22 protein-coding genes, 1 tRNA gene and 1 pseudogene are annotated in these 25,432 nt (G+C 60.7%); 1 reads left to right on the top strand and 23 read right to left on the bottom strand.

Annotated features, from left to right (window positions below):
* Positions 1–99: 99 nt before the first annotated feature.
* From GOX88_RS14905 to GOX88_RS23480, 4 genes and pseudogenes are all read right to left on the bottom strand, one after another.
* On the bottom strand, positions 100–2,334 hold the full coding sequence (locus tag GOX88_RS14905; RefSeq protein ID WP_170403382.1) for a CHASE2 domain-containing protein: 2,235 nt from the start codon (positions 2,332–2,334) through the stop codon (positions 100–102).
* Between the two features lie 92 nt (positions 2,335–2,426).
* Complete coding sequence (locus GOX88_RS14900; RefSeq protein WP_170403380.1) at positions 2,427–3,308, bottom strand: FecR family protein; 882 nt, start codon at positions 3,306–3,308, stop codon at positions 2,427–2,429.
* A 356-nt stretch (positions 3,309–3,664) separates the two neighbouring features.
* On the bottom strand, positions 3,665–5,326 hold the full coding sequence (locus tag GOX88_RS14895; protein WP_170403377.1) for a GMC family oxidoreductase: 1,662 nt from the start codon (positions 5,324–5,326) through the stop codon (positions 3,665–3,667).
* A gap of 149 nt (positions 5,327–5,475) precedes the next feature.
* A pseudogene (locus GOX88_RS23480) lies at positions 5,476–5,679 on the bottom strand (AMP-binding enzyme); the annotation flags it as partial.
* Between the two features lie 759 nt (positions 5,680–6,438).
* On the opposite strand from GOX88_RS23480, the gene GOX88_RS14890 reads away from it, so the two are divergent.
* A tRNA-Ser gene (locus GOX88_RS14890) sits at positions 6,439–6,528 on the top strand.
* 125 nt (positions 6,529–6,653) lie between these two features.
* On the opposite strand, the gene GOX88_RS14885 is transcribed toward GOX88_RS14890, so the two are convergent.
* The 19 genes from GOX88_RS14885 to GOX88_RS14795 form a co-directional block, all read right to left on the bottom strand.
* Positions 6,654–7,556, bottom strand: a complete 903-nt coding sequence (locus tag GOX88_RS14885) for an FAD:protein FMN transferase (RefSeq protein ID WP_170403374.1) — start codon at positions 7,554–7,556, stop codon at positions 6,654–6,656.
* Positions 7,553–8,068 carry a nitrous oxide reductase accessory protein NosL gene (locus GOX88_RS14880; protein WP_170403372.1) on the bottom strand — a complete coding sequence of 172 codons (516 nt, stop codon included), beginning with the start codon at positions 8,066–8,068 and terminating at the stop codon, positions 7,553–7,555. The genes GOX88_RS14885 and GOX88_RS14880 overlap by 4 nt, the downstream gene beginning before the upstream one ends.
* On the bottom strand, positions 8,065–8,886 hold the full coding sequence (locus GOX88_RS14875) for an ABC transporter permease (RefSeq protein ID WP_170327980.1): 822 nt from the start codon (positions 8,884–8,886) through the stop codon (positions 8,065–8,067). The genes GOX88_RS14880 and GOX88_RS14875 overlap by 4 nt, the downstream gene beginning before the upstream one ends.
* The gene (locus GOX88_RS14870; RefSeq protein WP_170403369.1) at positions 8,883–9,776 is read right to left on the bottom strand and encodes an ABC transporter ATP-binding protein; all 894 of its coding nucleotides are present in this window, start codon (positions 9,774–9,776) and stop codon (positions 8,883–8,885) included. The genes GOX88_RS14875 and GOX88_RS14870 overlap by 4 nt, the downstream gene beginning before the upstream one ends.
* Positions 9,766–11,022: a nitrous oxide reductase family maturation protein NosD gene (locus tag GOX88_RS14865; RefSeq protein ID WP_170403366.1), complete on the bottom strand. Its 1,257-nt coding sequence runs from the start codon at positions 11,020–11,022 to the stop codon at positions 9,766–9,768. Before GOX88_RS14865 ends, GOX88_RS14870 begins: the two co-directional genes overlap by 11 nt.
* Before the next feature lie 3 nt (positions 11,023–11,025).
* Positions 11,026–12,933, bottom strand: a complete 1,908-nt coding sequence (gene nosZ / locus GOX88_RS14860; protein WP_170403362.1) for a TAT-dependent nitrous-oxide reductase — start codon at positions 12,931–12,933, stop codon at positions 11,026–11,028.
* Positions 12,934–12,948: 15 nt separating this feature from the next.
* Positions 12,949–15,072, bottom strand: a complete 2,124-nt coding sequence (locus GOX88_RS14855; RefSeq protein ID WP_174826142.1) for a NosR/NirI family protein — start codon at positions 15,070–15,072, stop codon at positions 12,949–12,951.
* 44 nt (positions 15,073–15,116) lie between these two features.
* Positions 15,117–15,581: a DUF2946 family protein gene (locus tag GOX88_RS14850; protein WP_174826136.1), complete on the bottom strand. Its 465-nt coding sequence runs from the start codon at positions 15,579–15,581 to the stop codon at positions 15,117–15,119.
* A gap of 142 nt (positions 15,582–15,723) precedes the next feature.
* On the bottom strand, positions 15,724–15,987 hold the full coding sequence (locus GOX88_RS14845) for a hypothetical protein (RefSeq protein WP_170403357.1): 264 nt from the start codon (positions 15,985–15,987) through the stop codon (positions 15,724–15,726).
* Positions 15,944–17,497: a nitrite reductase gene (locus tag GOX88_RS14840; RefSeq protein WP_170403354.1), complete on the bottom strand. Its 1,554-nt coding sequence runs from the start codon at positions 17,495–17,497 to the stop codon at positions 15,944–15,946. Before GOX88_RS14840 ends, GOX88_RS14845 begins: the two co-directional genes overlap by 44 nt.
* Complete coding sequence (nirJ, locus tag GOX88_RS14835) at positions 17,472–18,686, bottom strand: heme d1 biosynthesis radical SAM protein NirJ (RefSeq protein ID WP_170403351.1); 1,215 nt, start codon at positions 18,684–18,686, stop codon at positions 17,472–17,474. The genes GOX88_RS14840 and nirJ overlap by 26 nt, the downstream gene beginning before the upstream one ends.
* 3 nt (positions 18,687–18,689) lie before the next feature.
* Positions 18,690–19,172: a siroheme decarboxylase subunit beta gene (ahbB, locus tag GOX88_RS14830; protein WP_170403348.1), complete on the bottom strand. Its 483-nt coding sequence runs from the start codon at positions 19,170–19,172 to the stop codon at positions 18,690–18,692.
* Positions 19,169–19,618 carry an Lrp/AsnC family transcriptional regulator gene (locus GOX88_RS14825; protein ID WP_170403345.1) on the bottom strand — a complete coding sequence of 150 codons (450 nt, stop codon included), beginning with the start codon at positions 19,616–19,618 and terminating at the stop codon, positions 19,169–19,171. Before GOX88_RS14825 ends, ahbB (GOX88_RS14830) begins: the two co-directional genes overlap by 4 nt.
* Entirely contained in the window at positions 19,615–20,604 is a 990-nt protein-coding gene (gene ahbB, locus GOX88_RS14820; RefSeq protein ID WP_170403343.1) for a siroheme decarboxylase subunit beta, read from the bottom strand. Before ahbB (GOX88_RS14820) ends, GOX88_RS14825 begins: the two co-directional genes overlap by 4 nt.
* Positions 20,605–20,607: 3 nt before the next feature.
* A complete protein-coding gene (locus GOX88_RS14815) occupies positions 20,608–21,753 on the bottom strand; it encodes a cytochrome D1 domain-containing protein (protein WP_170403340.1) in 1,146 nt (381 codons plus the stop codon).
* Positions 21,750–22,046, bottom strand: coding sequence for a c-type cytochrome (locus GOX88_RS14810; protein WP_367647819.1), 297 nt, complete (start codon positions 22,044–22,046; stop codon positions 21,750–21,752). Before GOX88_RS14810 ends, GOX88_RS14815 begins: the two co-directional genes overlap by 4 nt.
* A gap of 121 nt (positions 22,047–22,167) precedes the next feature.
* Positions 22,168–22,929, bottom strand: a complete 762-nt coding sequence (gene cobA / locus GOX88_RS14805) for a uroporphyrinogen-III C-methyltransferase (protein ID WP_170403337.1) — start codon at positions 22,927–22,929, stop codon at positions 22,168–22,170.
* Positions 22,930–23,131: 202 nt separating this feature from the next.
* Positions 23,132–23,533 (bottom strand): cupredoxin domain-containing protein, encoded by a 402-nt coding sequence (locus GOX88_RS14800; RefSeq protein ID WP_170403334.1) that lies wholly within the window; start codon positions 23,531–23,533, stop codon positions 23,132–23,134.
* A gap of 53 nt (positions 23,534–23,586) precedes the next feature.
* A complete protein-coding gene (locus GOX88_RS14795; RefSeq protein ID WP_170403331.1) occupies positions 23,587–25,374 on the bottom strand; it encodes a NapC/NirT family cytochrome c in 1,788 nt (595 codons plus the stop codon).
* Between the last annotated feature and the right edge of the window lie 58 nt (positions 25,375–25,432).

Here is a 25,432-nt window from a genome sequence, read left to right as displayed (position 1 = left end):
TGCTGAGTAGAGCAACGTTGAAAGCAGGAAAGCGCCTTGGCCTTGGCGGCCCGGGCGCGCCATGCTGGATGCGTCGGCTTGGTGGCCTGTTCGAACGCCTCAGGCAGTTGGTGTGGGTTCGCGATCGTGATGGCTGAAAATCAGTTGGCTGGATTGGAAATCCGACCTGAAGTCCGCCGCTCGGCCGGACAGCGCGCCGTAGAACCTCAGCAGACCGGGTTCGATTTGACGTGCCTGTGCTATGCAATCCTCGCAGATCACTTCGATCTGATCCGATGGTCGACGATCCCGAATGGCCTCTATCAGAACCTTGTGGGTTGCTTCCAGCCTTTGAAACGCGGACGTATTCAGCATGGTTTTGTCGCCGACCAGAACAAATACAGGCTCAAGATCGGTTCGTCCTTTAAGGTCGACAAATCCGGCCTCTAGCATGGCCATGTCTCGCCGTGTTTTCTCGTAAATCGAACTAGACACCAGAATATCATAGTCGACATGGCGGCAGCTTTGTTCGATCCGCGCGGCGACGTTCACAACATCCCCGATCACTGTGTAATTGAACCGACGTTTGGACCCGATATTGCCGACGCAGGCCCGGCCGGTGGCACAGCCCGTGGCCAGGGCAATCGGTGGCTGCCCCTTCATGACGTCCGAGGCGTTGAAACCGACCAGCGCCTGCCGCATCAGAAGTGCCGCCTGTGCCGCGCGGCGAGGGTGGTCCTCGACCGGCAGCGGCGCATTCCAGAAGGCCATCACCGCATCGCCGATGAACTTGTCGATGGTGCCCCGTTCCAGCAGAATTTGATCTCCGATCTGTGAAAACAACTGGTTCAACAGGGCAACAAGATCCGTGGCCGACACCGACTCGGACAGCGGGGTAAAGCCCCGAATATCGGAAAACATCACGGTGATTTCCTGAGTTTCACCTCCCAGTTGCAGCTGATGGCCTGTCCCCTCCATTTCATCCAGGATTTCGGGCGCGACATAGTGCGAAAAGATCTGCCGGATCACGCGTTTTTCACGCTCGGTCGAAATGAACAGATAGGCAGCGAGAAGGCCGAAATTGGCCATGCCGCCCATCAATGGAAAGGTGACATCGAACAGGATCAGCTGGTTCTGAAAGGCCAGCCAACTGATGCCGAGAACAACCGCGGCCGATGCTCCCCCCGCCACGAACGAGGCCACCGCGCCGAACCGGGCCATGACAGCCGTGACCACGATGCCCAGAGTGACGAAGGACAGCAATTCAAGGGCTGCGGTCACATCCGAGCGGCTCATCATTTCGCCGGTCAGAATTTGCTCCAGGATTTGCGCGTGGATCGACACACCCGGAACGGATTCACCCAGAGCCGTCTGGTGCATGTCGAACAATCCCGCAGCCGAGGTGCCAACCAGTATGATGCGACCTTCGATTTCGGCGCGCAGGGCGGGGTTATCCGGGTCCTGCATGATATCGTTCGCCGACAGGTACAAATCCGGATTGTCACGCCTGTACCGGACCCAGACTTCGCCGTTTTCAGTGGTCGGCAGGCGAAACTCTCCAACCTCGACCGCCAGCATGATGCCCGCTTCGTCTGGTGTGCCCTCGGCGATGATGTTGGTTTCGCCCAGTGCGACCCTGAGCGCTTCGATCCCCAACCCCGGCAGCGCGCCGTCCGGGCCGCCCCACAGAATGGGAACGCGGCGTATGATACCCATGCCGCCCAGAGGCGAAACATTGACCCCGCCGATGCCCGCCGCGCTGCGATCCAGTGGCGGGGCGGGGGGCGTCCAATGCGGGACCGAGACCAGACCCTCAGTTGGTGCTTCTCCGATTTCTATGATGCCGGCTTGGGGTGTGACGGCCCTGTCATTACCGGATTGCCGGGCAGCGGTGCCCAGAACCACCGGCCAGTTGGCGACTTCCAGTGCGAACAGCACATCGTTGTCCACTTGTGAGGCGCGACGGTCCACCGAAACCACACCGGCCAAAGCGGGGTCATTCAGCAGGCGTGCGGGAGAGAACCTGTCGGGTTCGACAAACAGCATGTCAAAGGCGATGGAGGCGGCGCCATATTCGCCCAGGTTTTTGACCATCTGCGCCAGCAGGGTTCGGGGCCAGGGCCATTGCCCCCAGTTTGCCAGCGATTGCTCGTCGATATCCACCACCCGCACCGGAAGGTCGGGGTTGTAGTCCCGTGGCGAAATGCGTTGCAGAAGATCAAAATAGATCATCCGCGTCATCCGCACCGGGTAAGGGTCAAGGGCCCTGATGAAACACCCGAACAGGATCAGGCCAAGCCCCACAAGCTGAAAGGCTCGTCGCCGCCCCGTTCTTTCCTTGGGCTTTCCGGTCACATTAGCCTCCGGATGCCGTGGTCAACCCTGAACGTGCGGGTGTCTCCACGACATCGCTTGAACTGGTCATAACTAGCGGCGCTCATGTGTCATTAGCCACCGCTGTTACCGCCGTTCCCGCCAGCGCCTCCGCCACCGGGAGCACCCCCGAATCCACCGGTGTCACCACCGCCAATTGTGCCGCCGCTTCCCGGGCCGCCGCTGCCCGAGCCGCCCCCGATCGAGCCGCCGCGCCCATCCCCGCTGCCGCTGCTGGCACCGATATTGCCGCCATTACCGTCGCCGCTGCCGGTATTGCCACCGACGTTGCCGCCGTTCCCCTTGCCGACGCTTTGCCCCGATGGGGATTCACTGCGCGGTTCCGAAGCTGCAACGCTTTGGGCACCGCCTTGCTCGCTGCGCTCACGACTGGTTTCGCGCGGCTCGGACCGCTGCGGCGGCAGCGGCAGGGTATCCGTTCCGCATCCTCCGAAATCTATCTGCAGGGGGGCCAGCAACTGTTCTTGGGACTGAACAAATGGGAACCCGTTTCCCAGTGCCTTGTCATAACTTTCCCGATCGACAGGACGCCCAACATTGCCAGCCTGCGTTGTTGCCAGCAGGCTGCACTGACGCCCGGCTTCACGGCAACTGCCGCTTTGGCCGCACATTTCTACCCGGCCTTGAAGAACCAGCATGGCGCTTTGCGTGCCGGGAACGACCCAAAGGTCGAAGGTTGTGCCCCGCACGGCCATGGTCGCGGTCGGCGTGTTGATGGAATAGGCGCGCTTTTTGCTCTTGCCGGAAATGAACCGAAAACTACCGCCCAATGCCTGAACCGCGAAATTCTTGGCCTTTCGGTTGCCGCGCAGCATTGTCACATCCAGCATCATTCGCGCGTTCGGTCCGATGGCAATCTTGGTTTCGTCAACGAAAACAAGCTGAACCACACCGCTGCGGTCGGTCGAAATGGAATCCCCAGAGGCGACCTCCATTCCAGCCCGCAACGGCTGGGTCTTTCCCGCGCGCGTGATTTGTGCGCCTTGCTTGACGCCTATAACTTTCCCGATTTCCGCTAAAACCTGCGATGGCAGTAGCAAAACGCTGCAAAAAACGAGTAATGATCTCAACCAAGCCAAAACCAACTTCCTTCCCCCACAGGTGGTCCCGGGCGCATAGCGCCCGCCGCTCGGTTTAGCCTCAAGAAATTCGATTACATGAATTAGTTTTTATTAAACACATACAAATATGCCTTATGACCTGCGCTTTTGGCAAGTTTTCTGTGCAAAATATGTCGATGTCCGCGAAAACAGATGTCGACCTGATCATGCCAAAAGATCAGCTTGCGGCGCTACCGACCTTCCTTAATCCAGCGCGCGGCTTTTTCCGCGATCATCAATGTCGGAGCGTTTGTGTTGCCGCTGGTGATCTCGGGCATGATGCTGGCATCGACCACGCGCAGCCCCTTGATGCCTTTGACTTTCAGGTAAGGATCGACCACTGCGGTCGGATCGTCCTCGCGCCCCATCTTAGCCGTACCCACGGGGTGGAAGATGGTGTTGGCGATGTCACCGGCCAGCTTCGCCAGTTCCTCATCTGTCTGGAACTGAACGCCGGGTTTCCATTCTTGCGGGTTGTACTTCTGCATCGCAGGTTTGGACATGATTTCACGCACCTGACGCAGGCTGTCGGCGGCGACCTTGCGGTCGTCGTCCGTGTCCAGATAGTTCGGCGCGATCATCGGCGCGTCGGTATATTTGTTCGATCGGATACGCACATGGCCGCGGCTGGTCGGGTTCAGGTTGCAGACGCTGACGGTGATGGCCGGGAAATCGTGCAGGTCTTCACCGAACGCCTCAAGGCTCAGCGGCTGCACGTGGTATTCCAGATTTGCATGGGTCCGGCTTGGGTCGGACCGGGTAAAGGCCCCCAACTGGCTGGGCGACATGCTCATGGGACCAGAGCGTTGCAGCGCATATTGCAGGCCGATCCTGGCCTTGCCCACAAGGCTGTTGGCCAACGTGTTCAGGGTTTTGGCCCCATCCACTTTGAACACAGCGCGGATTTGCAGGTGGTCTTGCAGGTTTTCTCCGACGGCCGGCGCATCCAGCACCACATCGATACCGTGAGACTTCAGGAACTCACCATTACCAATACCCGACAACTGCAGAATTTGCGGCGAGTTGATGGCACCGGCGGACAGAATAACCTCGGCCGAGGCGTTCACGATCACCGGCTGCCCCGCGCGGCGCACAACTGCGCCGGAACATCGGGTCGCGCCATCGGGGGCGGTGTCGAAAGTCAGGCGTTCGACCTGCGCTTCGGTCCAGACGGTCAGGTTCTGACGCTCTTTTGCCGGGCGCAGGAAGCCTTTTGAGGTACTCCAGCGCCAGCCCGATTTCTGGTTCACATCGAAATAACCAACGCCGGCATTGTCGCCCGCGTTGAAATCGTCGGTCGGTTCGATCCCGGCCTCATTCGCGGCTTCGGCGAACGAGTCCAGCACATCCCACCGCAGGCGCTGTTTTTCCACGCGCCATTCGCCGCCATGCCCGTGCAAATCCGAGAACCGGCTGTTGTCACCCATTTCCGGATCGGCGCCATTGTCCAGCTTGTAATGGTTTTCGTGGGCCTTGAAGTCCGGGACCGAGTTTTCCCAGTTCCAGTCATCCTCACCGCTCAGCTTGGCCCAGTTGTCATAATCCCGCGCCTGACCGCGCATGTAGATCATGCCGTTGATCGAAGAACAGCCGCCTAGCGTTTTGCCGCGTGGATAGAGCAACGCGCGACCGTTCAGACCTTTGTCGGGCTCGGTGTGATACAGCCAATCGGTGCGCGGATTGCCGATGCAGTACAGATACCCGACCGGGATATGAATCCACGGGTAGGTGTCCTTTTTACCGGCTTCCAGCAACAGCACCCGTTTTGACGGATCTTTGCTGAGGCGATTGGCCAGCAGGCAGCCAGCGGTGCCCGCACCAATGACGATGTAATCAAACGTTTCGACAGGCATGGTCAGGCTCCGGGGTCAGTAGGTTACGGGCAGAGGGGAGGGCGCTATCGAGGGGTCCTCCGACCGGCGCTGCAGGATACCGGGCCAAGAATCTTTAGCAACGCCTTTGCGGCGCAGGTCGCTGGTTTTCTGCGTCGTGATCAGGCTTTTCAGGTCTCTGCCGTTTTCATCTTGTCCCCGAGTTGGAACTTTTGAATTTTCCCGGTCGATGTCTTGGGCAGATCCATGAACACCACGGCCTTGGGGGCCTTGAACCCGGCCAGATGTTCCCGGCAAAACGCTATGATTTAGTCCCCGTGAGCCTCCTGCCGGGGGCGAAGCTCGACAAAGGCACAGGGCACCTCACCCCATTCGTGAGAGGCGGCCTAAGGGTCATGACAACGTCTGGGCAATTCAGAAGCGATCATAATAACGACGGACAAGTGCCCACACCCAACTCGTGTTGCATCTCGTCCAACAGACTCTGTTCCGCCTTGGACAAGGGGGCTGTCTGATTTGCAATCAAATAAACAGTTGTGCTTGGTATCATCTTGATGTGGGAGTAGTCGAAAGAACTTTCCTGCAGCCACGGAAGGGGTTCCGAGGTGAGTTGGTAGTAATCCGATCCCCAATCCGCTTTGTTGCGGCTGGAAGGCCATGGTCTGGCGAACGCATTGTCCGCTGACCTCGAAGCGCTGATCATCTGCACGCAATCCGCGACCGGTGAAATCGATACTCTGGAGCAGTGCTTCAGATTGATTGGATGGCTAGGTCCAAAGCTGGCGGGATGATCTTCGGAACCTCAGCTATCATCTGAGGGGGAGATCTTGGTTTTGTTCTCGGTCCTACATGCCCATGCCTTTGTTCAAAGAGGAATGGGGTTCGATCAGTTCAAAACAGAAACAATTTGAATGGTGTTCTTTCCAGCTGGACCTTCGTAGGTGATTCAGTTTGCTCAGATTGACATTACGACTGACCAGGGTTTGGGAGGCTCGACCAAATCTTGCCCAAAATGGGTGTCTATCGGTGCGAATTGGTGCAATTCCAAGGGGTTCCGTGCTTCCAAAGAAAAATTATGAGTCACTTAGAATTGGCCTTGTATTTCCAGCGTTTGCAAGGATATACCCGTCGGCGGAGACGTGGCCGAGTGGTCGAAGGCGCTCCCCTGCTAAGGGAGTAGGCGGGAAACCGTCTCGAGGGTTCGAATCCCTTCGTCTCCGCCACCTACCTTTTTTGTAGAGACGGCGCGATCAAAGGCTTGCCTCGTTATCCGTTGGCAAGCCCTTGTTCTGGCTCCGTTGTTTTGGGGCCGCACATGGCGTGGCCTGCGGGCAGCTGATCCTTGTGATCAGATAAGCATTTCCAGCCGTGCGTCGGGAAAGGATCTGAGTGCTGATTCAATTCCTGTCTTCGGCAGAGCGCACAATGCTGTCGACAAACCGTCAGCAATGGCTGCGCTGGCGGCTGAAACTGAGACGATATGCGCTGGGCGCGCACCGTCGGCAGGGTTCAGGATGTGTCCCTGATCACCTGTCAGCATGAAGCTGCGCGCGTCCGACGTTGCGACCGCTCGGTCCCGCAATTCGATGGTTTTTTGGACCTGACCTCCGCGTCCGGCCAGTCCGACCTCCCAGGCCAGCCCGTCTGCGCGTTGGCCCAGGGCTGCGATTTCCCCCATGTTCACCAGCACGTCCCGCAGGCCGTGCCCCGTCAGAAGCGTACTGATACGGTCGGTAATGGCGCCCTGTGCGATGCCGTTCAGGGTCAGTGCAGAAACGCCGGGTTGGCGCAGACGGATCACGTCCGCCTGAACGGTCACGCGTGCCCATCCGACAGAGCGCCGGGCCGCGTCGATCTTCTCAGGGCTCGAACCGGTTGCAAGCGCGGACCAAAGCGGTTGAATCGTGGGGTCGAAAGCGCCGTTTGTTGCATCGTGCAGCGCCGTGCACAGGCTGAGAACGTTCAGCAGTTCGGGCGCCGGGCCGGACAGGTGTCCATCGCGGTTCAGGCGACTGAGTTCGGATTGGGGACGGTACAGGCTGAAGATGTTCTCCAGACGGTCCATCTCGGCCTCAACCGCGGCGATGATCGGCGCGGCTTGGGCATCGGTCAGCCCCTCAAGCCGCAAACTGGCCTCGGCTCCCAGCGCAACCCCGCGCCAATGGGCCGTTGGCGCGGGTTTCGCGCCGGCTGGAAAGGCAGCGCAGGCAGCAGATATGGTCAGGAACCGGCGGCGCGAGAGGGGGATCATGAGGGGGTCTCCAGTTTCAGGTCCAGATCGACAGGGCCAAGAACCTCGGTGGCGGGTATGTCGGAAAGCGGCATCTGCGCGCCACCATATTGGGTGATAAAGACATCGGCCGCGGTGGGATCGGCAAAGGGGACAATCTCGGGCGCGCCCATACCGCCGGCAACGTTGGAGCCGACAACGAAGGAAGCACCATCCGCCGCGATCCAGTTGGATATGCCGGGTTGCTGCCAGTTTGGGGCGATCCCCATGTCACTGACATATACGGCGGTGATCTCGGCGTCGCGTTCGGGGCTTTTCAGATAAGCCACCATGTCGCGTACCTGTGCAAAGAACAGCGGCGCGGGATACCCTTCCAGATGAATCTGCCCCTTTGGTCCACCATGTTCGGCGATGTTCATCTGACAGAAATAGCTGAGAGCGTCCGGGGTCAGATCAATCGGGTCGGGGGCTTCGGCAACCTCTTCCTTGCAGGCGGTCAAAGCGACCAGAGCAATCAGGGCGAGACGTTTCATGGCTCGACCCTCCGGAATGCGAGGCGGGCAAGTGCAAAGCCCAGCACCGGCCAGATCAGCAGTGAAGCGGGTGCGGCCCAGTTGGGCAGGGCTTGCGCGGCCCCGGTCATGCCGGATGCCATGGCGACGCCTTCGGTTGCGGCGATGTTCCACAAACGGAATGCGTCGGCCGGGTTGGCTACCATCACCCATGGAAAGACGGATTGGGTGAAGGTGCCGTCCTTGTCCATGACGACGGCTCCCAACAAGCCCAGATCATAAAGGACGACAAAAACCAGCCAGAGCCCGGCCGACAGACCTGCCGCCGCCGTAGCCCCCTTTGCCAGGGCGGACAGCAGGTAACCCAGCGCCAGAAACACGGCGCCCAGCAGGATGGATGTGAGGATGAGGCGGACCAGCGCCATCAGACTTTCCGGCCCTGCGCCACCAAAGAAGGCGGCGACTGCGCCTGCGGTGCCGAAACCGACGGTCATGGCAAAAGCCAGCGCGGCAAGGTGCGCGGTGAACTTGCCCAACAGGATTTCTCCGCGCCCGGCGGGGTAGGACAGCAGCAGCGAAAGGCTGCCCCGGTCCACGTCGCCAGCGATGGCGTCGAAGGCAATCATCAGCGCAAGCAAGGGCGCAAGGTAGACCGACAATGTGGTCATCGAGGCCACCGAGACGGTCAGCATATCAACGCCCAGCGTGCCGGTCGGTGCACTGCCTGCGAAGGTCAGCGCCAAAGCGAACAGCACCATGATCAGTGTGGCCACCAGCAGCCAGCGGTTGCGGCGCAGGATCAGCATCTCGGTTCGGGTGATGGCGAGGAAGCGGGTCATTGCATCTCCTCCTGAGCGTAGTGGCGATAGAGGTCTTCCAGCTTGGGTGGGGTCATTTCCACATCCGCCACGGCGTCGCCCAATCCGGCGATCCGGCGCAGGGCCTCCATCTTGTCATCAGGGGCGCAGAGCAGCTCCACGGACGCCCCGTTGATCCGGTTACCACCCAATTCGGCGGCCACGGCATCCGCGTTGACACTGGCGCGTACGCGCAGGCGGATCGGCAGGCCGGCCAGCGCCGACAGATTGCTCAGCGTGTCGTCGGCGACCATCTGGCCTTTGCGCATGATGGCAATGCGGTCGGTGCGGGCTTCGACCTCGGTCAGGGCGTGCGAGGCGATCAGGACGGCGGTGCCCTGTGCGGCCAGCTCGTCGATAATAGCATAGAGATCCTGCCGGGAAATCGGGTCCAGCCCCGAGGTCGGCTCGTCCAACAACGCCACTTTCGGCTGCCCAAGCAACACCTGCGCCAGACCCAGACGTTGCCGCATCCCTTTGGAATAGGTTCCGATCCGCCGGTCCAACGCATCGCTGAGGCCAACACGATCCAGCAGGCCGGGCACATCGGCCCCGGCCCCGGACAGCTTTGCGAACAGGGTCAGTTGCTCGCGTCCGGTCAGGGCCGGATGGAATGACACAGCCTCGGGCAGATAGGCCGTATCCCGTCGGGCTTGTGCCGTGCCGGGGGTGGTATCGCCGATCCGGATGGCGCCGCTGTGGATGGGCGTCAGGCCGAGAATGGATTTGATCAGGGTCGACTTGCCCGCGCCGTTATGGCCCAGCAGCGCCACGCGCTGACCGGGGGCAAGAGACAGGGTGATATCGTCAAGAACGCGGGTTTTCCCTCGGTCCTTGAACACATGGTCGATTGACAGGGCCTTATCCGTCATGAGGCACCTTTTTCATAGCTGGGGGTTCAGGGGCTTGCATCAAGGGGTTGCTGTCCATCACGCCCCCCGGCAACAGTGCCGGGAAGGCCGATTGCGACCAGCGCACCAGTTGCACGGCAGGCGAGCCGAGCAACAGTTTGGCTGCGGGTTGGGTCCACAGCACATGGTCCATACTGTCATTGGGGCGATAGGGGGCATCGGCGATGCCGTTACCATCCACATCATAGGCGGCAAAATCGGACCAGTAGTTGCCGCGCCCGTCTTCGGACCACTCGACCCATTTGGTCGAAACGTATTTCACCTGCGTCCGGTTGCCGACAAAGGCGTTGCCGACGATCCGGTTGCGCTCGGAACCAGCAGTAAAGTGGATACCGATACCACAACCCTGGAACCAGTTATCGGTGAATTCGTTCTTGTTGGAATTATAGAGGAAGGTGCATTTTTCTTTGGCACCTTTCACCACGTTGCCGGTGATGACGCTCTTGTTGGCGTAGTTCAGCATCACGCCATGCTCGCGGTCACCGATCGAGACGTTGTTGGCCACGGTCACATTGGTCGTGAACATGACCGCATAGCCCAGATCATTGCCGATCGAGACGTTGTCGCTGACGACCGAGTTATCAGCGTACATGTAATGCACGGCAAAGCGCAGATCGCGGAACAGGTTGTTGGTGAAGGTATTTTTCTTCGATGAGTTCACAAATATCCCGTCGCGTCCGTACCGGATGTCATTGCCATCAACCACCGCACCCGGCGCGTTCCAGACATAGACACCGTTGCCGCGGTCGTTCATCCGTTGGTCCTGGCGGCCTTCGATCCGATTGCCGCGGACGATGCTGTCTTTGGCGCCGTGAATGTCTATGCCGTAGAGATTGCCCAGCAGCACGTTATCTTCGACCACCGGGGCCTTGGCCGTTTTGGTCAATTGGATACCACTGTCGATACCATCATGGCTTGAGCCTGAGCCGATCACCGTCAGCCCGCGCACGGTTACGCCTGGTCCGGTCACGGTGATGACACTGCCTGTGCCTTGTCCGTCAATGGTGGCCTGTCCCAGCCCGTCGATAGTGACGGGCCGGTCCAGAACCAGAGTTTCGGTGTAAACACCGGGGCTCAGGCGGAGGGTGTCTCCATCCGCCGCCTGCGCCAGTATTTCATTGATGGCCCCCGCCCGGTTGGGCACATCCCAGTCCGCCGCCCAAAGGGGCGAGCCGAGCAGGAGCGGTATGAGCAGGGACCAACGCATGGGTTATGCTCCCTGCGGTTCGACCAGCATCCGGCCGCGCATTTCCATGTGCAGCGCGTGGCAGAACCACTGGCAATAGAACCAGTGTACGCCCGGACGGTCAGCGGTGAAGGTGACCGAGGCGGTTGCCAGCGGTGCGACTTCCATCGCGATGCCGTAGTTGCCCAGGCAGAAGCCGTGAGTCACGTCGTCCACGTCATCCAGGTTGGTGATGTAAACCGTCACTTCGTCGCCCTGTTTGACGGTGAACTTCTCGAGGCTGAAGGTCGGGGCTTGCGAAGTCATGTAGACCCGCACCTTGTTGCCGTCCCGGATCGGTTCCTCGGCGCCTTCTTCCAGATCGACGCCATCGGCTTCGGCCTGTTTGCGGGCGTCTTCCCAAGTGACATCGGCGCGATCCCAGACGTTGACCGGGTTGACGATGTCGCTGCGAACGATGATCGAGTCATGCGGTTCGGCAAAGGTCGGGCCATCGTGGACCACCTTCATCTCATCCGACGAGATGTCGATCAGCTGCTCGTTCTCGGGCTTCAGCGGGCCAACGTTCAGGAAGCGGTCTTTCGAGAACTTGTTCATCGAAATCAGCCATTTGCCATCGGCGTCCTTGGTTTCACCCATGGAGGTCGAGTTGTGGCCCGGCTGATAGTGCACGTCGACCTTCGAGATGATCGGGTCCACATCGGCGCCACCGTAAGCTTCGATGGCCTTTTCGATGTTCCACTTCACGATCTGACTGTCCAGGAACAGCGTGGTGAACGCGTTGCCCTGACCGTCATAGGCGGTGTGAAGCGGGCCAAGACCCAGCTGCGGCTCACCCACGATGCAGGACCGCGGGTCGGCATCGCTTTCGAACAGGGCGTCCAGTTTGGTCACATCCATGATCGATACGGTCGGCGACAGCTTACCGTTGATGCAGACGTGCTTGCCGTCAGGAGCGGTGTTGATGCCGTGCGGCGAGTTCGGGATCGGAATGTAGCGGGTGTAGTTCTTGTTCTGACCCTTACGGCCGTCCAGAACCTTGACGCCTTTCAGCTCCTGATAGTCACCGGCCTCGATACCTTTTTCGATCTCAGCGAGGTTGAAGACAACGACGTGGTCCAGCTCGTTCTCGGTCATCTCGGCCAGGTTCATACCCATTTCCGAGTTGTACGAGGTCGAGTAGGCGTATTTACCCTGATAGTCACAGTCGGTGTTGTCGAGGTTGCCCGACACGATCACCTGCCATGCCACTTCCATGGTGTCGCCGTCCAGCGCGGTGAAGATGTTCACGTATTGCGACGGATCATCCAGCACTGTGCCGTCATTGACCAGCGGTGTTTCATCTTCGCCATTGGCAAAGACGTAACCTGTGCGCGGGAATTTCTGCGGACGCAGACCGTGGATCGCCTTGGCGTTGGGGATCTCGGTGATCTTGTCGCATTTCATCACGTCGCAGCGCACACGAGCGACGCGGGTGTTGGCCTTGTCGTTCATGAACAGGTAACGGCCGTCATAGGTGCCGTCGGTGAACGACATGTGCGGGTGGTGCAGGTCGCCGTTGTCATAGGTTTTCAGGCCGCGCTTGGCGAGGAATTCCTTGGTTTCCGGCAGCAGACCGTCGGTCATGATCTTCAGCGATTCATTGGTCTGACCCCAGCCGGTGGCCGAGCAGCGGTTGAACACAGGCACCCGCATCAGTTCGCGCATGGACGGGAAGCCCAGAATGCGCAGCTCGCCGGTCTGACCCGAGGACCAGAAGCCGTAATACTCATCCAGCTCGCCGGGTTCGAGGTTGTATTTGGCTGCGGCGCTGGCTTCGCGGGCGGTCATCAGGGTCGAGCCCAGACCGGTCCCGGCCAGCACGGCACCGGTGGCGGTGGCCCCCAGCATCCCGCGGCGGGTGATGTTCAGTTTGTTTTCATTGTCCGACATGATCGTTCCTCCTTTTTAGGAAACAGATTGCGGTTTGGCGTTCGGATGGTTCGCCGGTGGTTGCCCGAGGGGGGTCTTAGGATTGACCGACCCTGTCTTGGCCCGCCGTTTGAGCTGGCGGATAACGACGGGACATTTGTCCTCGGACTGGTAGAGCACCTGACAATGCAGGCAGGTGACGCACTCGTTCGGGTTGATCTCACCGGTGGGGTGGATTGCCTGAACGGGGCATTCGTTGGCACAGGTCTGACAGGGGGCGCCGCACTCTTTGTAGCGGCGCAGCCAGTCGAACATGCGGATACGGGCGGGGATCGCCAGCGCTCCGCCCAGCGGGCAGAGATAGCGGCAGTAGAACCGTTCAATAAACAGCCCGATTCCCAGCAGGAGCAACGCAAAGACCACAAACGGCCAGTCGCGCATGAATTTCAGGATGATCGCGGTCTTGAACGGTTCGATCTCGGCATACTTCTCGGCCAGCGGGATCGAGACAAAGCTGATGCCGAAGAGCACGAGGAAGATCATGTATTTAGCCGGCCAAAGCCGTTCGTTCAGACCCCAGGGCAGGGTCCATTGTGGTACCTTCAGTGCCCGCGCGATCTTGTTGGTCAGTTCCTGCAGCGCGCCGAACGGGCAGAGCCAGCCGCAATAGGCACCTCGGCCCCAGAACAGCAGGGCGGCGGCGACGGCGAACCACTGAATGAAGACCAGCGGATCCAGAAGGAAGGCATCCCAGCTAAACCCGGTGCGCAGGCTGCCTGCCAGCGCCATCAGGTTCACCACGCTCAGCTGCGCGTTGGCATACCAGCCGATGAAGAACAGTGTCATCGTCAGGTATCCGATGCGGAACCAGTAGAAGACCCGCGCATTCATCGTCGCGTGGAACTGGAAGAAGAACGTGGCGGTCAGCACCAGCAGCATGACGCCCAGAACGGCAATCTCGACGGTGCGGTCTTTCCAGATGCGCTGCCACAGGGCGGCCTTGGCAGCCGCTTCACCGGTGGCGTCATCGACGACTGCAGGGGCCGTGACTGGCAACAGATACTGTTCCGGCAGCTTATAGCCCAAATCGAAGGTCAGGAAGGTTTTCTCGACCGCACCCACAGCCCGTTGCACCAGCAGTTGCAGGCGGAACGGTTCGGTCGGGTCAAACTCGGCATCGGCAGGGATCTTGAAGATATCGAGCTCGGTGAAGCTGGGCGCATCAGATGCTGCGACCCGCCCCAGACGGCGCTGTTGCTTGTCGAAGAAGCGCACCGAGCTGTCGCCCTGGATCAGCTGGATACGGTCGAAAATACCACCGCGGACATAGCCCGAGCCCTTGAAGCTGTAAGCCCCGCGTCCCAGCACCAGAATGGCCTGTTCGCCTTCGTCCAGCCATTTGGTCAGGTTCTGGTATTCGGCCTCACCCAGCAGGGATTTCCCGATCGACGGCACCGACACAAGCGCTAGGTGCATGTCGATGAAGGTGTCGTCCGGCTCACCCCGCTCGGGGCGTTTGATGGCGCGCTGATCGCCGGTGGCCTCAAACGCGGCGTTGACCTGGCCCACATCCAGCGTCAGCCGCCGCACCGAGCCGTCACCTGAGAGGGTGGTCCAGTCGTAGACTGCATTCTTCGTCATATCGACTTCGCGTTTCGGCCCGTCGGCCTGCAGCGGGGACAGCCCGCCCAGACCCAGCGCACGGGCCACCTTGATGCCGCCGCGCACGAGGCTGTCGTCGATCACCATGATCGTGACTGTCGCACCCGAGATAATGTCCAGGTCATGCCCTTCGCCGCCTGTTGCAACCTCGTGCTTGAGGTCGAGGCCGGTGTAGCCTTCGGTCAGTTCGACCATGCGGGAATTGGGGATGCCGATCAGTACGATGGGTTCCGAGTGCTTGACCAGCTTCACCCCGGTCAGCACCGCATCGTCGTCAATAGCGGCAACCACGTGGATGGGTTTGCCGGAATAGCCGGTGGTGCCCACGAAATCGGATGTCAGGAAGGCCCAGGCAATGGTCTCGCCACCCTTCAACACCGGGGCGACTTTCACGTCGTCCCGTACCGGACCAAAGGCATCGGCGCCGGGGGCCAGATCGGCGGGTTCAATGTCAGGAAGGAAGCTGGCGAGGCTGTCGGCATGGGCGCTGATCGCCATCAGGCAGGACAGGGTAAAGGCCAGCAGGAAATGGATTGCGCGACTTACGACCACGGCGCACCTCCGGTTACTTGGGTGAACGCCATGGACGCGCGCAGGGCGCGTTCAGATTCTTCTTGGGTTGCGCGTGGGGGTCCCCGGGTTTCGGGCCACAGTCGTTTTACGCTGGTGACATTGACCAGATCGCGGTTTTCGCAATGTGCGGCGTGAACGAGACCTTCCCGTTGCACCACGAGCAGGTCCGGCACCGGGGCCGCAGAGGTGACCGCGCACAAGGCGCAGTCGGCGCATTTCGGACAGGGCGCGGTTGGGTCCGTGGTGTCCTCTTCAAGGTCCACCTGAACCCAGACCGCCCCTGCCTCCGAGCAGATCTCCACCCACATGCTTTCCCCGGGACTCGCCAGCGCCGGGCCAAGCAGCTGCAACAGCAGAAGGAAGATGCCCGCTAGTGCACAAGCTGCGCGGGACGCGCAAACAGCTGACATGTGCAGAGGGTTGAGGGCGGGCATGGAGAATCCAACTCGGCAATCTTTCCTGAGTCCTAGTGCCGTCGCTCGATTCGATACTTGACTTAAGTCATTTTTTTTTAATCTGCCCAAAAATTAATCTTGGGAGATTTTCGGTTAAATCACAGCGCACTAACAGCCTGTTTCAACCATCAGCTTCATCCATCAGGCCGCGTACCCAACGCCCGGCAAGCCAGGTTGCAGGCACGCCCAAGGGGATCGACCACAGGATCGCTGTGACCGGCTCGATAATGCCGTAACCGGCGCTGTTGGCGATCAGGCCGGCCAGAAACAGGTTGATGGCCACGGTCAGTGCCGTGGCCGGATACAGCAGAATGGCCAGTTTCCAGACCGGCCATTTGCCTTCAGTGGCTGGTTCCTTCCGAGAAGGTGATTTTGTTCCAGACATTGTACTTCCCAGATGGTTTGCGCATCGGCAGGCGGCGGACCTCTTCCAGCGTTTGCGCATCATAGACGATTACCGCGCCGTCATCTTCCCAGATCGAAACCAGCGCGTGGCTGCCGTCTTTGGTGAACTCCACATGAGCAACTGTCTTACCCGGAGCCGGGCGCAGAGTCTTAACGATTTCAAGGCTTTGCTTGTCGATCACATGCATCGCGTCCTTGTTCGGACCAAAGAACACATCGGCCCAGACGTAAGGCGAGTTTTCATGGCTGCGCATGAAGAATCCCGGTCCTTCGGTCTTGATCCGCTTGACGGTTTCCCAGGTTTCCATGTCGATCACCGACACGGTGCCATCGGTCAGGTGCGGTGTGGCCATCACGGTGGTGTCACCGTGCTGCCACGTGATACCCGAGCCCAGATGCGGCATCCCCGGCAGGTCCAGATCGGCGACTTTCTGGCCTATGACCAGGTCGATCACCTGACCGCCCTTGCCATCGCGCGAGGCGCCCATGACGTATTCATAGCTCTGGTCGAAAAAGAAATCATCCAGATAGTCGGGCGTGGTGATCTTGCGCACCGGGAAGGGGTCGGGGTTCTTGAACTGACCCTCGATGCGGAAGTCGTGACCCAGGCCGGATTGCGGTGGGTTGGCGCCGTAAAAGACCTCCCAGATCTCGGGCACGTCTTTCAGCGCCAGCACAAAGCTTTCGCGCGGTGGGGCCTGATACACGGCCGAGACACGGCTGGGGACACCCTTCTTGCTCTTGACCTCAACGACCTTGGCAACCGACAGGTCCTCGGTCGACAGCAGGGTCAGGCTGTTGGGCAGATAATTCGCCACGGCCACCCATTTGCCGTCGCCCGACATGGCGATGTTGCGGCTGTTCAGGCCCGCGCGCACCCGGCCCACCTGTTTCAATGCCCAGATGTCGTATTTCTGCACCCAGCCATCGCGGGACATGATGAACACATAGCGGCCATCGGGGCTGAATTTTGGCCCGCCGTGAACGGCAAAGGGGGTCTCAAACCGGTCCAGAACCTCGAACGTGTCGCCGTCCAGAACACTGACATGGTGATCGCCGGTCTCAACCGCCAGCGTGATATTCATCGGGTCGCTGTCCCATACAGGAGCGTCGACCGGGACATAGTCCTTGTCCAGCGTGCGGCTGGCCATGATATCGGCTTCACCCCATTCAGGGTCGGTTTCCAGCGGGGATTTCAGCCAACCGGCCAGTTCCTCGATCTGCAAGGCGTCGAGTTCGTGGGAAAAGGCGGGCATCTGTGTGGCGGTGCGCCCCTCGGCGATCACGGCGGCCACGCGCGGGCCGCGCATCCGTTTCAGCGTTTCGGGGATCAGCGCAGGACCAACCCCGCCCAGCCGGTTTTCGCCGTGGCAGGAGGCGCAGTGTTCGGCATAGTCGGCCGGGGCGTCGGCCCATGCGGTGCCCGCCAGCAGCAGCGAACAGAAGGTGCCGATTTTCAGAGTGTCAAAAGAACTGATGCGCCGGGTCATGGCTTTTTCCTCGGAACGGCGTCACCTGCAGGCGCTCGCCCGCATCTTCGACGCCGATTTCTTGATTTGTCAGATAACATGCCGGATCTTCGGCCCAAGGGTCGCCGGTCAGCTGCAAAGCCCGAATCCGGGTGTTGCCGCCGCAGACATCCTTGAGCTGACAAGCCCCACAGCGCCCTTTCAGCGGACGCGGGCGGGTGCGCAGCATGGCGAGCATCGGATCATCGCTGGTCCAAAGCTCGGAAAACGGTTTGGTCTTCACATTGCCGACCGTGTAGTCGGACCAGTAGGTGTCGGGATGGACCCGGCCCAGATTGTCGATATTGGCCACACCCAAACCGCTGGAGTTGCCACCCCATGCGGCCAGATGTTCACGCACATGGGCGGCCTTGTCGGCATCAAAGCGCGCGCGGACCCAGTTCAGGAAATACCCGGCATCGGCGTCGTTATTGCCTGTCACGATGTCCAGCTGGCGTCCGCCCGAGGCGGCCTCCCACGCGCGTTCCAGCAACAGATCGAGCCCGTTGCGTGTGCGCATATGCTCGGCATCCTCGCCGCGGTTCTTGTCACCGCGCCCGGCGTAAACAAGGTGAGACAGATAGAACTTGTCGACGCCCTCGTCATCGCACAGTTGCAGCAGGTCGGGCAGGTGGTGCTGTGTGCCCTCGGTCAGGCAGAACCGCAGGCCCACCTTGATGCCGCGCTTCTTGCATTCGCGGACGCCGCGCAGGGCGTCGGCAAAGGCGCCTTCAACACCGCGGAACCAGTCATTTGTGGCCCCGATCCCGTCCAGAGAGATGCCGACATAATTGAACCCGACATCGGCGATCATGTCGGCGGTCTCGTCGTGAATCCGTGTGCCGTTGGTCGACAGCGCCAGCATGGGCACCAGATCGCGGGCGCGTTTGGCGATATCGAAGAAATCGAACCGGTCCAGCGGTTCCCCACCCGAGAGGATCAGGGCCGGGACGCGAAACTGGCCCAGATCCTCAAGGGTTACCATGGCTTGCTCGTGGTTGAGCTCGCCTGGGAACGCAACATCCGCCGAGACGGTGTAGCAATGACGGCATTTCAGGTTGCAGCGTCGCGTCAGGTTCCAGATCACCACCGGTTTTACCGGTCCGGGGCGGCGTTTGCGCACCGGTGTGGGGGTGACGAGTTGATGCATGTATTCGGTCAGGCGGAACATGTCTCAGCCTTTCGTTTTCAGGCGCAGCCCGGTTTTTTTCAGGATGCGCGTGGAATAGAGGATATCTTTCGCCCGGCAGGCATCGCCAAGAATGGCAGTGATCTCGGCGCGCTTTTCTTCGACTTCGTCGCGGTCTGTGCCGTGGACCATGGCAAACAGGTTATAGGGCCAGTCGGGCAGGGCGCGGGGGCGTTCATAGCAGTGAGTGACAAAAGGCAGAGCGCCGATCCGGGTACCCAGTTCGGTTACGCGGTCGTCTTTGACATCCCACACGGTCATGCCGTTCGAGGTCATGCCCAGTTTGTAGTGATTGGGTGCAGCAGCGATGCGGCGGATCACACCGCTCGATTTCAGGTCGGCCAGACGAAGCAGCAACTCGTCTTCGTCCATGCCCATGTCCGAAGCCACCTGCGCGTAGGGTGCAGGCACGAGGGGCAGGCCGCCTTGCAGCGCCTCGATAATCTCTCTGTCTTTCGCGTCGATCATGCCGCCACCCGGAAGCCGATGAAAAATTCCTGCAATTTGGGAAAACAAAGAACTTCGATCCCCGTTTCCCGTTCGATCGCCTCGGCGGTGGCTTCGATCCCCTCGGGGGTTTCGGTTGCCAGAACGAACCACATGTTCAGCCGATGCGTGCGTTCATAATTATGGGCAACCTCTGGATGCGCATTGACTTTGGTCAGGACGGTTTCGAAATTCTCGGGCGGAACGGCCATTGCGCACAGGCAGAACGCGCCGCCCATGGCAGCAGCGTCGAAAAACGGGCCAAAGCGGGTGATCACCCGCTCGTCTTTCATGCGTGTGAGGCGGCTCAGCAGCTCGTTTTCCGATATGCCCAGCTCTGTCGCAATCGCGGCATAGGGATGCGTGGTCAGCGGCAGGTCGTCCTGCATCCGGTTCAGGATTGCGCGGTCGGTTTCATCCAGCGTCATGCGGCGGCCTCCCTGGCTTGGATAAGTGCCCCGGTCTGTTTGAAGCAGCGGGTCGAAAACAGGACTTTGTGGCGCGCCCCGGCCAGTTCCGGCAGGGTGGTGGCACCCGAAAGGGTCTCCAACGCTTCGTTGCGCGACCGGGCGTGGATCATGGAATAGAGGCGATAGGGCCAGACGTCTTCGACCGGGTTCCGCTCGTAACACAGGGTGACACCGGGATGCGCGGCAAGCGCCGGGCCAGCAGTGGCGACCTGATCGGCGGGCATGTCCCAGACTACCATGGCATTGGCCGACCAGCCCAGCGCCCGGTGCCGAACGATCACGCCCAGGCGCGAGATGATGCCCGCTTCGTGCAGCGCCTTGATCCGCGCCATCACGTCCGACGTTGATCGACCCAGTGATTGTGCCAGTTCAGCAAAAGGCTCGGTGACCAGCGACAGGCCCGAACTCAGCGCCTGTAGCAACGGCCGGTCGCCGTCCTGCATGGCCGAGCTGTCCACTTTGCGGGGGCCGGGCACGTTGCGGGTTTTGCCCGACATGCGGAACCCGAGATCGACGTTGAATGGACGGACCAGCCGCAGATCCAGCACCTGCAGCCCGGTGCGCTGGCTGATCCTGGCCAGTGTATCATTGACATGAGCGCGGTCGGGACCGGTGGCGACGAACCACAGGTTCCAGTCATCTTCACGCTGGTAATTGTGATTCACGCCGGGTTCCGCGTCGATCATCGCGGCGACCTCTTCCAGACGGTCCTCGGGTGCGGCGACGGCTGCCAGAGTGCTGGCCGAAACCGCCCCGGGCGCAATCGTCGCGCCAACACGCGTGATCCGACCGGTTGCACGCATCCGGGTCAGGCGGTCGATGACCTCGGCCTCATCCAGGCCCAGCGCAGTGCCCAGAATCTGAAACGGGCGGTCGGTGACGGGAAAATCGCGCTGGAATTCATCCAGCAGGCGACGGTCGATCGGGTCGGTGATGTGATCCATCAGTCACAGCCCTGTTCTGTGCGCTCGCGCGGTAAAGAAAATGCCCGAGGGGCTGTCCGCATCAATCTCGCGCAGTTTTTCAAAGGTCTGGGTGTCGTAGACCATGACTTTGTTGGCGTCGCGCACGCTGAGCCAGACCTCATGCCCGCGCGGGGTGAACTCCATATGCAACACGGCGGGGCCGGGTTTAAACTCGTGGATGATCTCTTTGCTGACGCTGTCGATCACCTGAATCGTGTCGTTCAACGGATGGGCGAAATTCACCCAGACCTGACGCCCGTCGGGCCGCGCCATGGCAAAGACCGGCTGGCCGTGGGTCTTGGTGCGCCCGGTTTCAGTCAGCGTGTCAGAGTCGATCCACAGAACCTCGTGATGGCCAACGGCGGGCAAAACAAACTCGCGTCCGGTCAGCGCCCAACCTTCCAGATGGGGCATCTTGTACACCGGCATCTCTTCCTGTCCGCGCCCGTAGTCGGGCAGCACGCGGATGGGTTCGGGGTTGTCGGCCCAGAGGTCCAGCGCAGTCAGACCATCCTCACCGAAAAGACCGGTGATATAGGTGCGACCATTGGCAGTGATCAGCGCGTCATAGGGGTTTTTGCCCATGTCGGTGATCTTGGTGATCTCGGGGTCGCCTTTGGCGAAATCGGCAATCCAGGTCTCGCCCGTGTCCCACATGGTGAACACGAAGCGACGGCCGGGTGCATCGACCAGACCTATGGTTTTGCTGTCGGTGGGGATGTCGGCAACCATCTCGAGCGTATCGGCATCAAAGACACGTACGCCGCCGGGTTCATAGTTCGACACGGCGACCAGTTTGCCATCGTCCGAGATCGCGCCGCCGATGGCGTTGCCCGCCTGCACGACACGGTTCACGATCTGGCGGGTGACGATATCGACCTTTGTCAGCCCGCCATCGCGCCCGAAGACATAGGCAAAGCGTTCATCGGGCGAATAGACCAGCGAGGCATGGGACAGATCGCCCAGCCCCTCGATCCGCGCCAGCGCGGCCCGGTCAGATTGGTCCACCAACAGGACCGAGCCCTTGGCCCGTTCGATCACCAGGCCCAAATCGCCGGTTGCGGTCGGTTCGGCGTGTGCCGTTGTCATCATCAGTGCGGCTGCAAGGCCGAGGACGAGATGTTTCATTGTTCCTCCTGTTCCAGCAGGTAGCGGGCGATCCATTCGGCCTCTTCTTCGCTGATCAGGGGCCGCCATGGGGGCATCGCGGTGTCGGGAATGCCATCAAGGATGACGCCGGTCAGGACGTCGGGGTCGTAGTGTTGGAGCGTTTCTGACCGCAGGTCTGGGCCAAGACCGCCTTTCAGCGACAGCCCGTGGCACGAACCGCAATCCTGATGGACAAGCCGCTTCAGTGCGTTGGGGTCAAGCGCGTCGGCGGCAAAGGCGGACGTGGCCAGAACGACGGCGGTTGTCAGCACGGCGTGCGCCGCCCAGCCCGGACGTTGGGCCGCTTTGCGAGGCGCCGCCCGGCCCACCCCCCGGGAAGGCGTCTGGCACTCCGCTGGGGCGGGGCGCTGCCTCAGGCTTTTATGACCAAGCCTAGCCATGAGCCTGTTCCAGAAGTTCCGCCAGCGGCCGTTCCGCATAAAGTGACACCACCTTGCCGATGATGAACAAGGTCGGTGCTTTCAGATCGGCTTTGCGTACATCTGCCGCCAATTGATCAAGGCGGGATACCAGGCGGCTTTCATCAGGAGTTGTGGCTTTGCCTACGGCCAGAACGGGGGTCGATCCGGGCAGGTTCTCGGTCATCAGACCCATGGCGATCTGGCCGATATTGGCGACACCCATATAAACCACCAGGGTCGAATCGGGATCGGCCAGCCGTTTCCAGTCCAGGTCCAGCACCTTATCGGCCTGACGGTGGCCGGTGACATACTGCACCGAGGTCGCCAGCCCGCGATGGGTCAGCGGCACGCCGGTCGAACAGGACGCGCCCTGCGCCGCCGTGATGCCCGGCGCGTATTCAACGGCGACACCGTGGGCCATCAGGTAGGCCGCCTCTTCCGAGCCGCGGCCAAAGATCATCGGATCGCCACCCTTCAGCCGTGCCACGGTGTGACCGGCCAGCGCCTCTTCCTTCAGGATTTCGTTGATACGGTCCTGCGGTACGGTGTGGCATTTGGGGGCCTTGCCCACCGGGATCAGCCGCGCACCGTCGGCGTGCAGGGCGAGGATTCCGTCCGAAACCAGCCGGTCATAGACGACCACGTCGGCCTCTTGCAGCATACGCAGGGCGCGCAGGGTCATCAGCTCGGGGTCGCCGGGGCCGGCGCCAATCAGAAAAACCTTACCGCTCATGTGCTAACTCGCTTGTTCTGAATGTCTTCGGAACCCGGACCTTCCGGCAGCTTCCACGCGCGAATAGGGGACGTTGCTGGGGTGACCGGGCGTGTCATGAGGGCAAGTTGGCGCAATCCTAAACCAACCTCCTTGACATAAGTTAAGGAGCGCGGGATTTGCGCCCGCGCTCCTTTGATCTTGCCTGTATTATTGCCTCGGCTCAGGGTTCGACAGTGATCATGCCGATCATGTTCTGCGTTTCCCAATGCGGTCCGCACAGGTATTCCTGCGGACCGGGTGTGAGGAATGTCATGTCGACCGATTCTTCGGGGAACAACCGGTCGCTTTCGGGTTCGCTGCCGTCTTTCAGAAGGACCGAATGGCTGGTGCGTTTGTCCACGTTCACCCAGCGCACGGTGGTGCCTGCCTTTACGGTCAACTCACCGGGGCAGAAATTGTATTTGTACATCAGCACCACCTCGGCGTCCTCGACGGCGGACGAAGGCTGGCCGAACTGCTCGACATAACGCTCTTCGGCTTCAGTGCAGATATCGTCGGTTTCATCGGCCCAGGCGGGCGCAGCCAGAAGCAGCAGCGCGGGAAGAAGGCGGTGGGGTTTCATCGTCCATGTCTCCTTTCCAAAGGGGAAGGGGCCGGATCATCCGGCCCCCTCGATTATTGTTTTACCACGTTGATGTTAGCTGAGTCGTCATCCAACGCAAGGCTGGTGTTCAGCGTCACATGGTGGAACCGCGCGGCAGCAAAGTCGTCGTGGATGGCAAAGCCGACCGTGTAGGTCTTGCCAGCCTCCAGCGGCACATCACCGGGCGCGCCAGAGTTCAGCGGGCGGCTAAAGACCACCGTCCACATACCACCGGACAGCTCGGCCGAGGCGGCGATTTCGCCGTCATTCACTACACGCTGTTCCAGCAGGTAGCCGTTGGTAGCACTGCCGTCCGCATAGACACGCATCAGGTCAAGATAGGTGCCGTCGGCCAGATACTGCTCGATCTGCTCGGCGGTGTGCAGTTTATCCCAACCACCCATCGGCTTACCACGACGGCCTTTGGTATCGACCTCGGTGCGGCTTTCGCTGATGTACTTGGTCACCGTGTCCTGGGCGGTCATGCGACCCGCGACGTCACCATTTGCGGCAATCGCATCCGCTTCGGGTGCGAAGGGCATGTAGGAGTTGTCCGCGTGGCACGAGGCCCAGCAACCCACTTGATCGCCCATCTCGATACCGGTGCCGGTGATCATCATGGCAACCTTGATCTGGTTGTCGGGGTCCATCTTGCCACCGTCCACGAACGGTGCCGGGTTGTGACCTGCATCCGGCCATTGCAGACGGATATACAGGTTCTCGTCGTCATGTGCGGCCTGAACGGTCGCGTCGATCACACCACGTTTGCCGGGGATCGGCGTCGGCTCCAGATCACCACCGGCCACAATCTTGTTGCCGATCGTGTCCAGTTCCTTGGCGTGACAGGTCGAGCACTGATCGCCGCCTTTTGTCAGCGGACGGGCACCGCCGTGGAACTTGCCGTTCTGCACCCATTCAAACGAGGCCTGACCGGGGTAGAACAGTTTCAGATCCGCGCTGGCCACGGCGTTCCAGTCGACGTTGCCTGGGACATCGCCGCCACCACCGCCTGCGGGCGCGGCGGCCTCTTCTCCGTTTGCCTTGGCACGCTCTTCGGCAACGGCTGAGTCAACAGCGGCTGCGATCTGGGCCTGAATGGCCTCTTGCTGCGCTTTCTTGGCCGCTTGTTCGGCCTCGGCTTCGGCAGCTTCCTGCGCCTCGATCTTGGCTAGGCTGGCCAGGTATTCCGGCGGGATAGGGCGGATAAAGGCCGGATTCGGTGCTTCTAGCTCTTCCAGATACTCTTCGTCGGCCCGGTCGCGCGCATCCGAGTGCGCAATACCTTTGTGGCAGTCGATACAGGTCTGGCCGATCTCCATCGCGTTCAGGTGCTGCTGACGTGCACGGGGTCTCTGGAATTCCGGCATCATCGATTCGAAATCGTGACAGTTACGGCATTCACGCGAGTCCGAGGACTTCATCCGCTCCCATTCGTTCATGGCCAGATGTACGCGTTTGGCCTCGAACTTTTCGCGGGTGTTGATGGTGCCGACCATCTTGCCATAAAGCTCTTTGGACGCCTTGATCTTGCGGATGATCTTGTGGGTCCAGTCCTTGGGCACGTGGCAGTCGGAACAGACCGCGCCCACGCCGGAACGGTTCACGTCGTGGATCGTACCGGTGTATTCCTCGTAGACGAAATCGCGCATCTCGTGGCACGAGATACAGAAATCCTTGGTGTTGGTGGCTTCCATGGCGGTGTTGAATCCGCCCCAGAAGACGATGCCGGCGACAAAGGCTGCGGCAATGCCGGCCACGGGCATTCCCCATAGGAAATACCGGCGCCAGATCGGTTTTTTCTTTTCCGGTTCGGAAGTCATATCCGGGCTCCGTTTTGGCTGTCTTGTCTGGCCTTGGGTGGCAGGCCGGTGAGTTTGG

The organism is Ruegeria arenilitoris, assembly GCF_013030985.1.
Classification (GTDB): domain Bacteria; phylum Pseudomonadota; class Alphaproteobacteria; order Rhodobacterales; family Rhodobacteraceae; genus Ruegeria; species Ruegeria arenilitoris_B.
The sequence above is the reverse complement of the archived record's forward strand: the minus strand, read 5'-3'. Positions and strand labels throughout refer to the sequence as shown.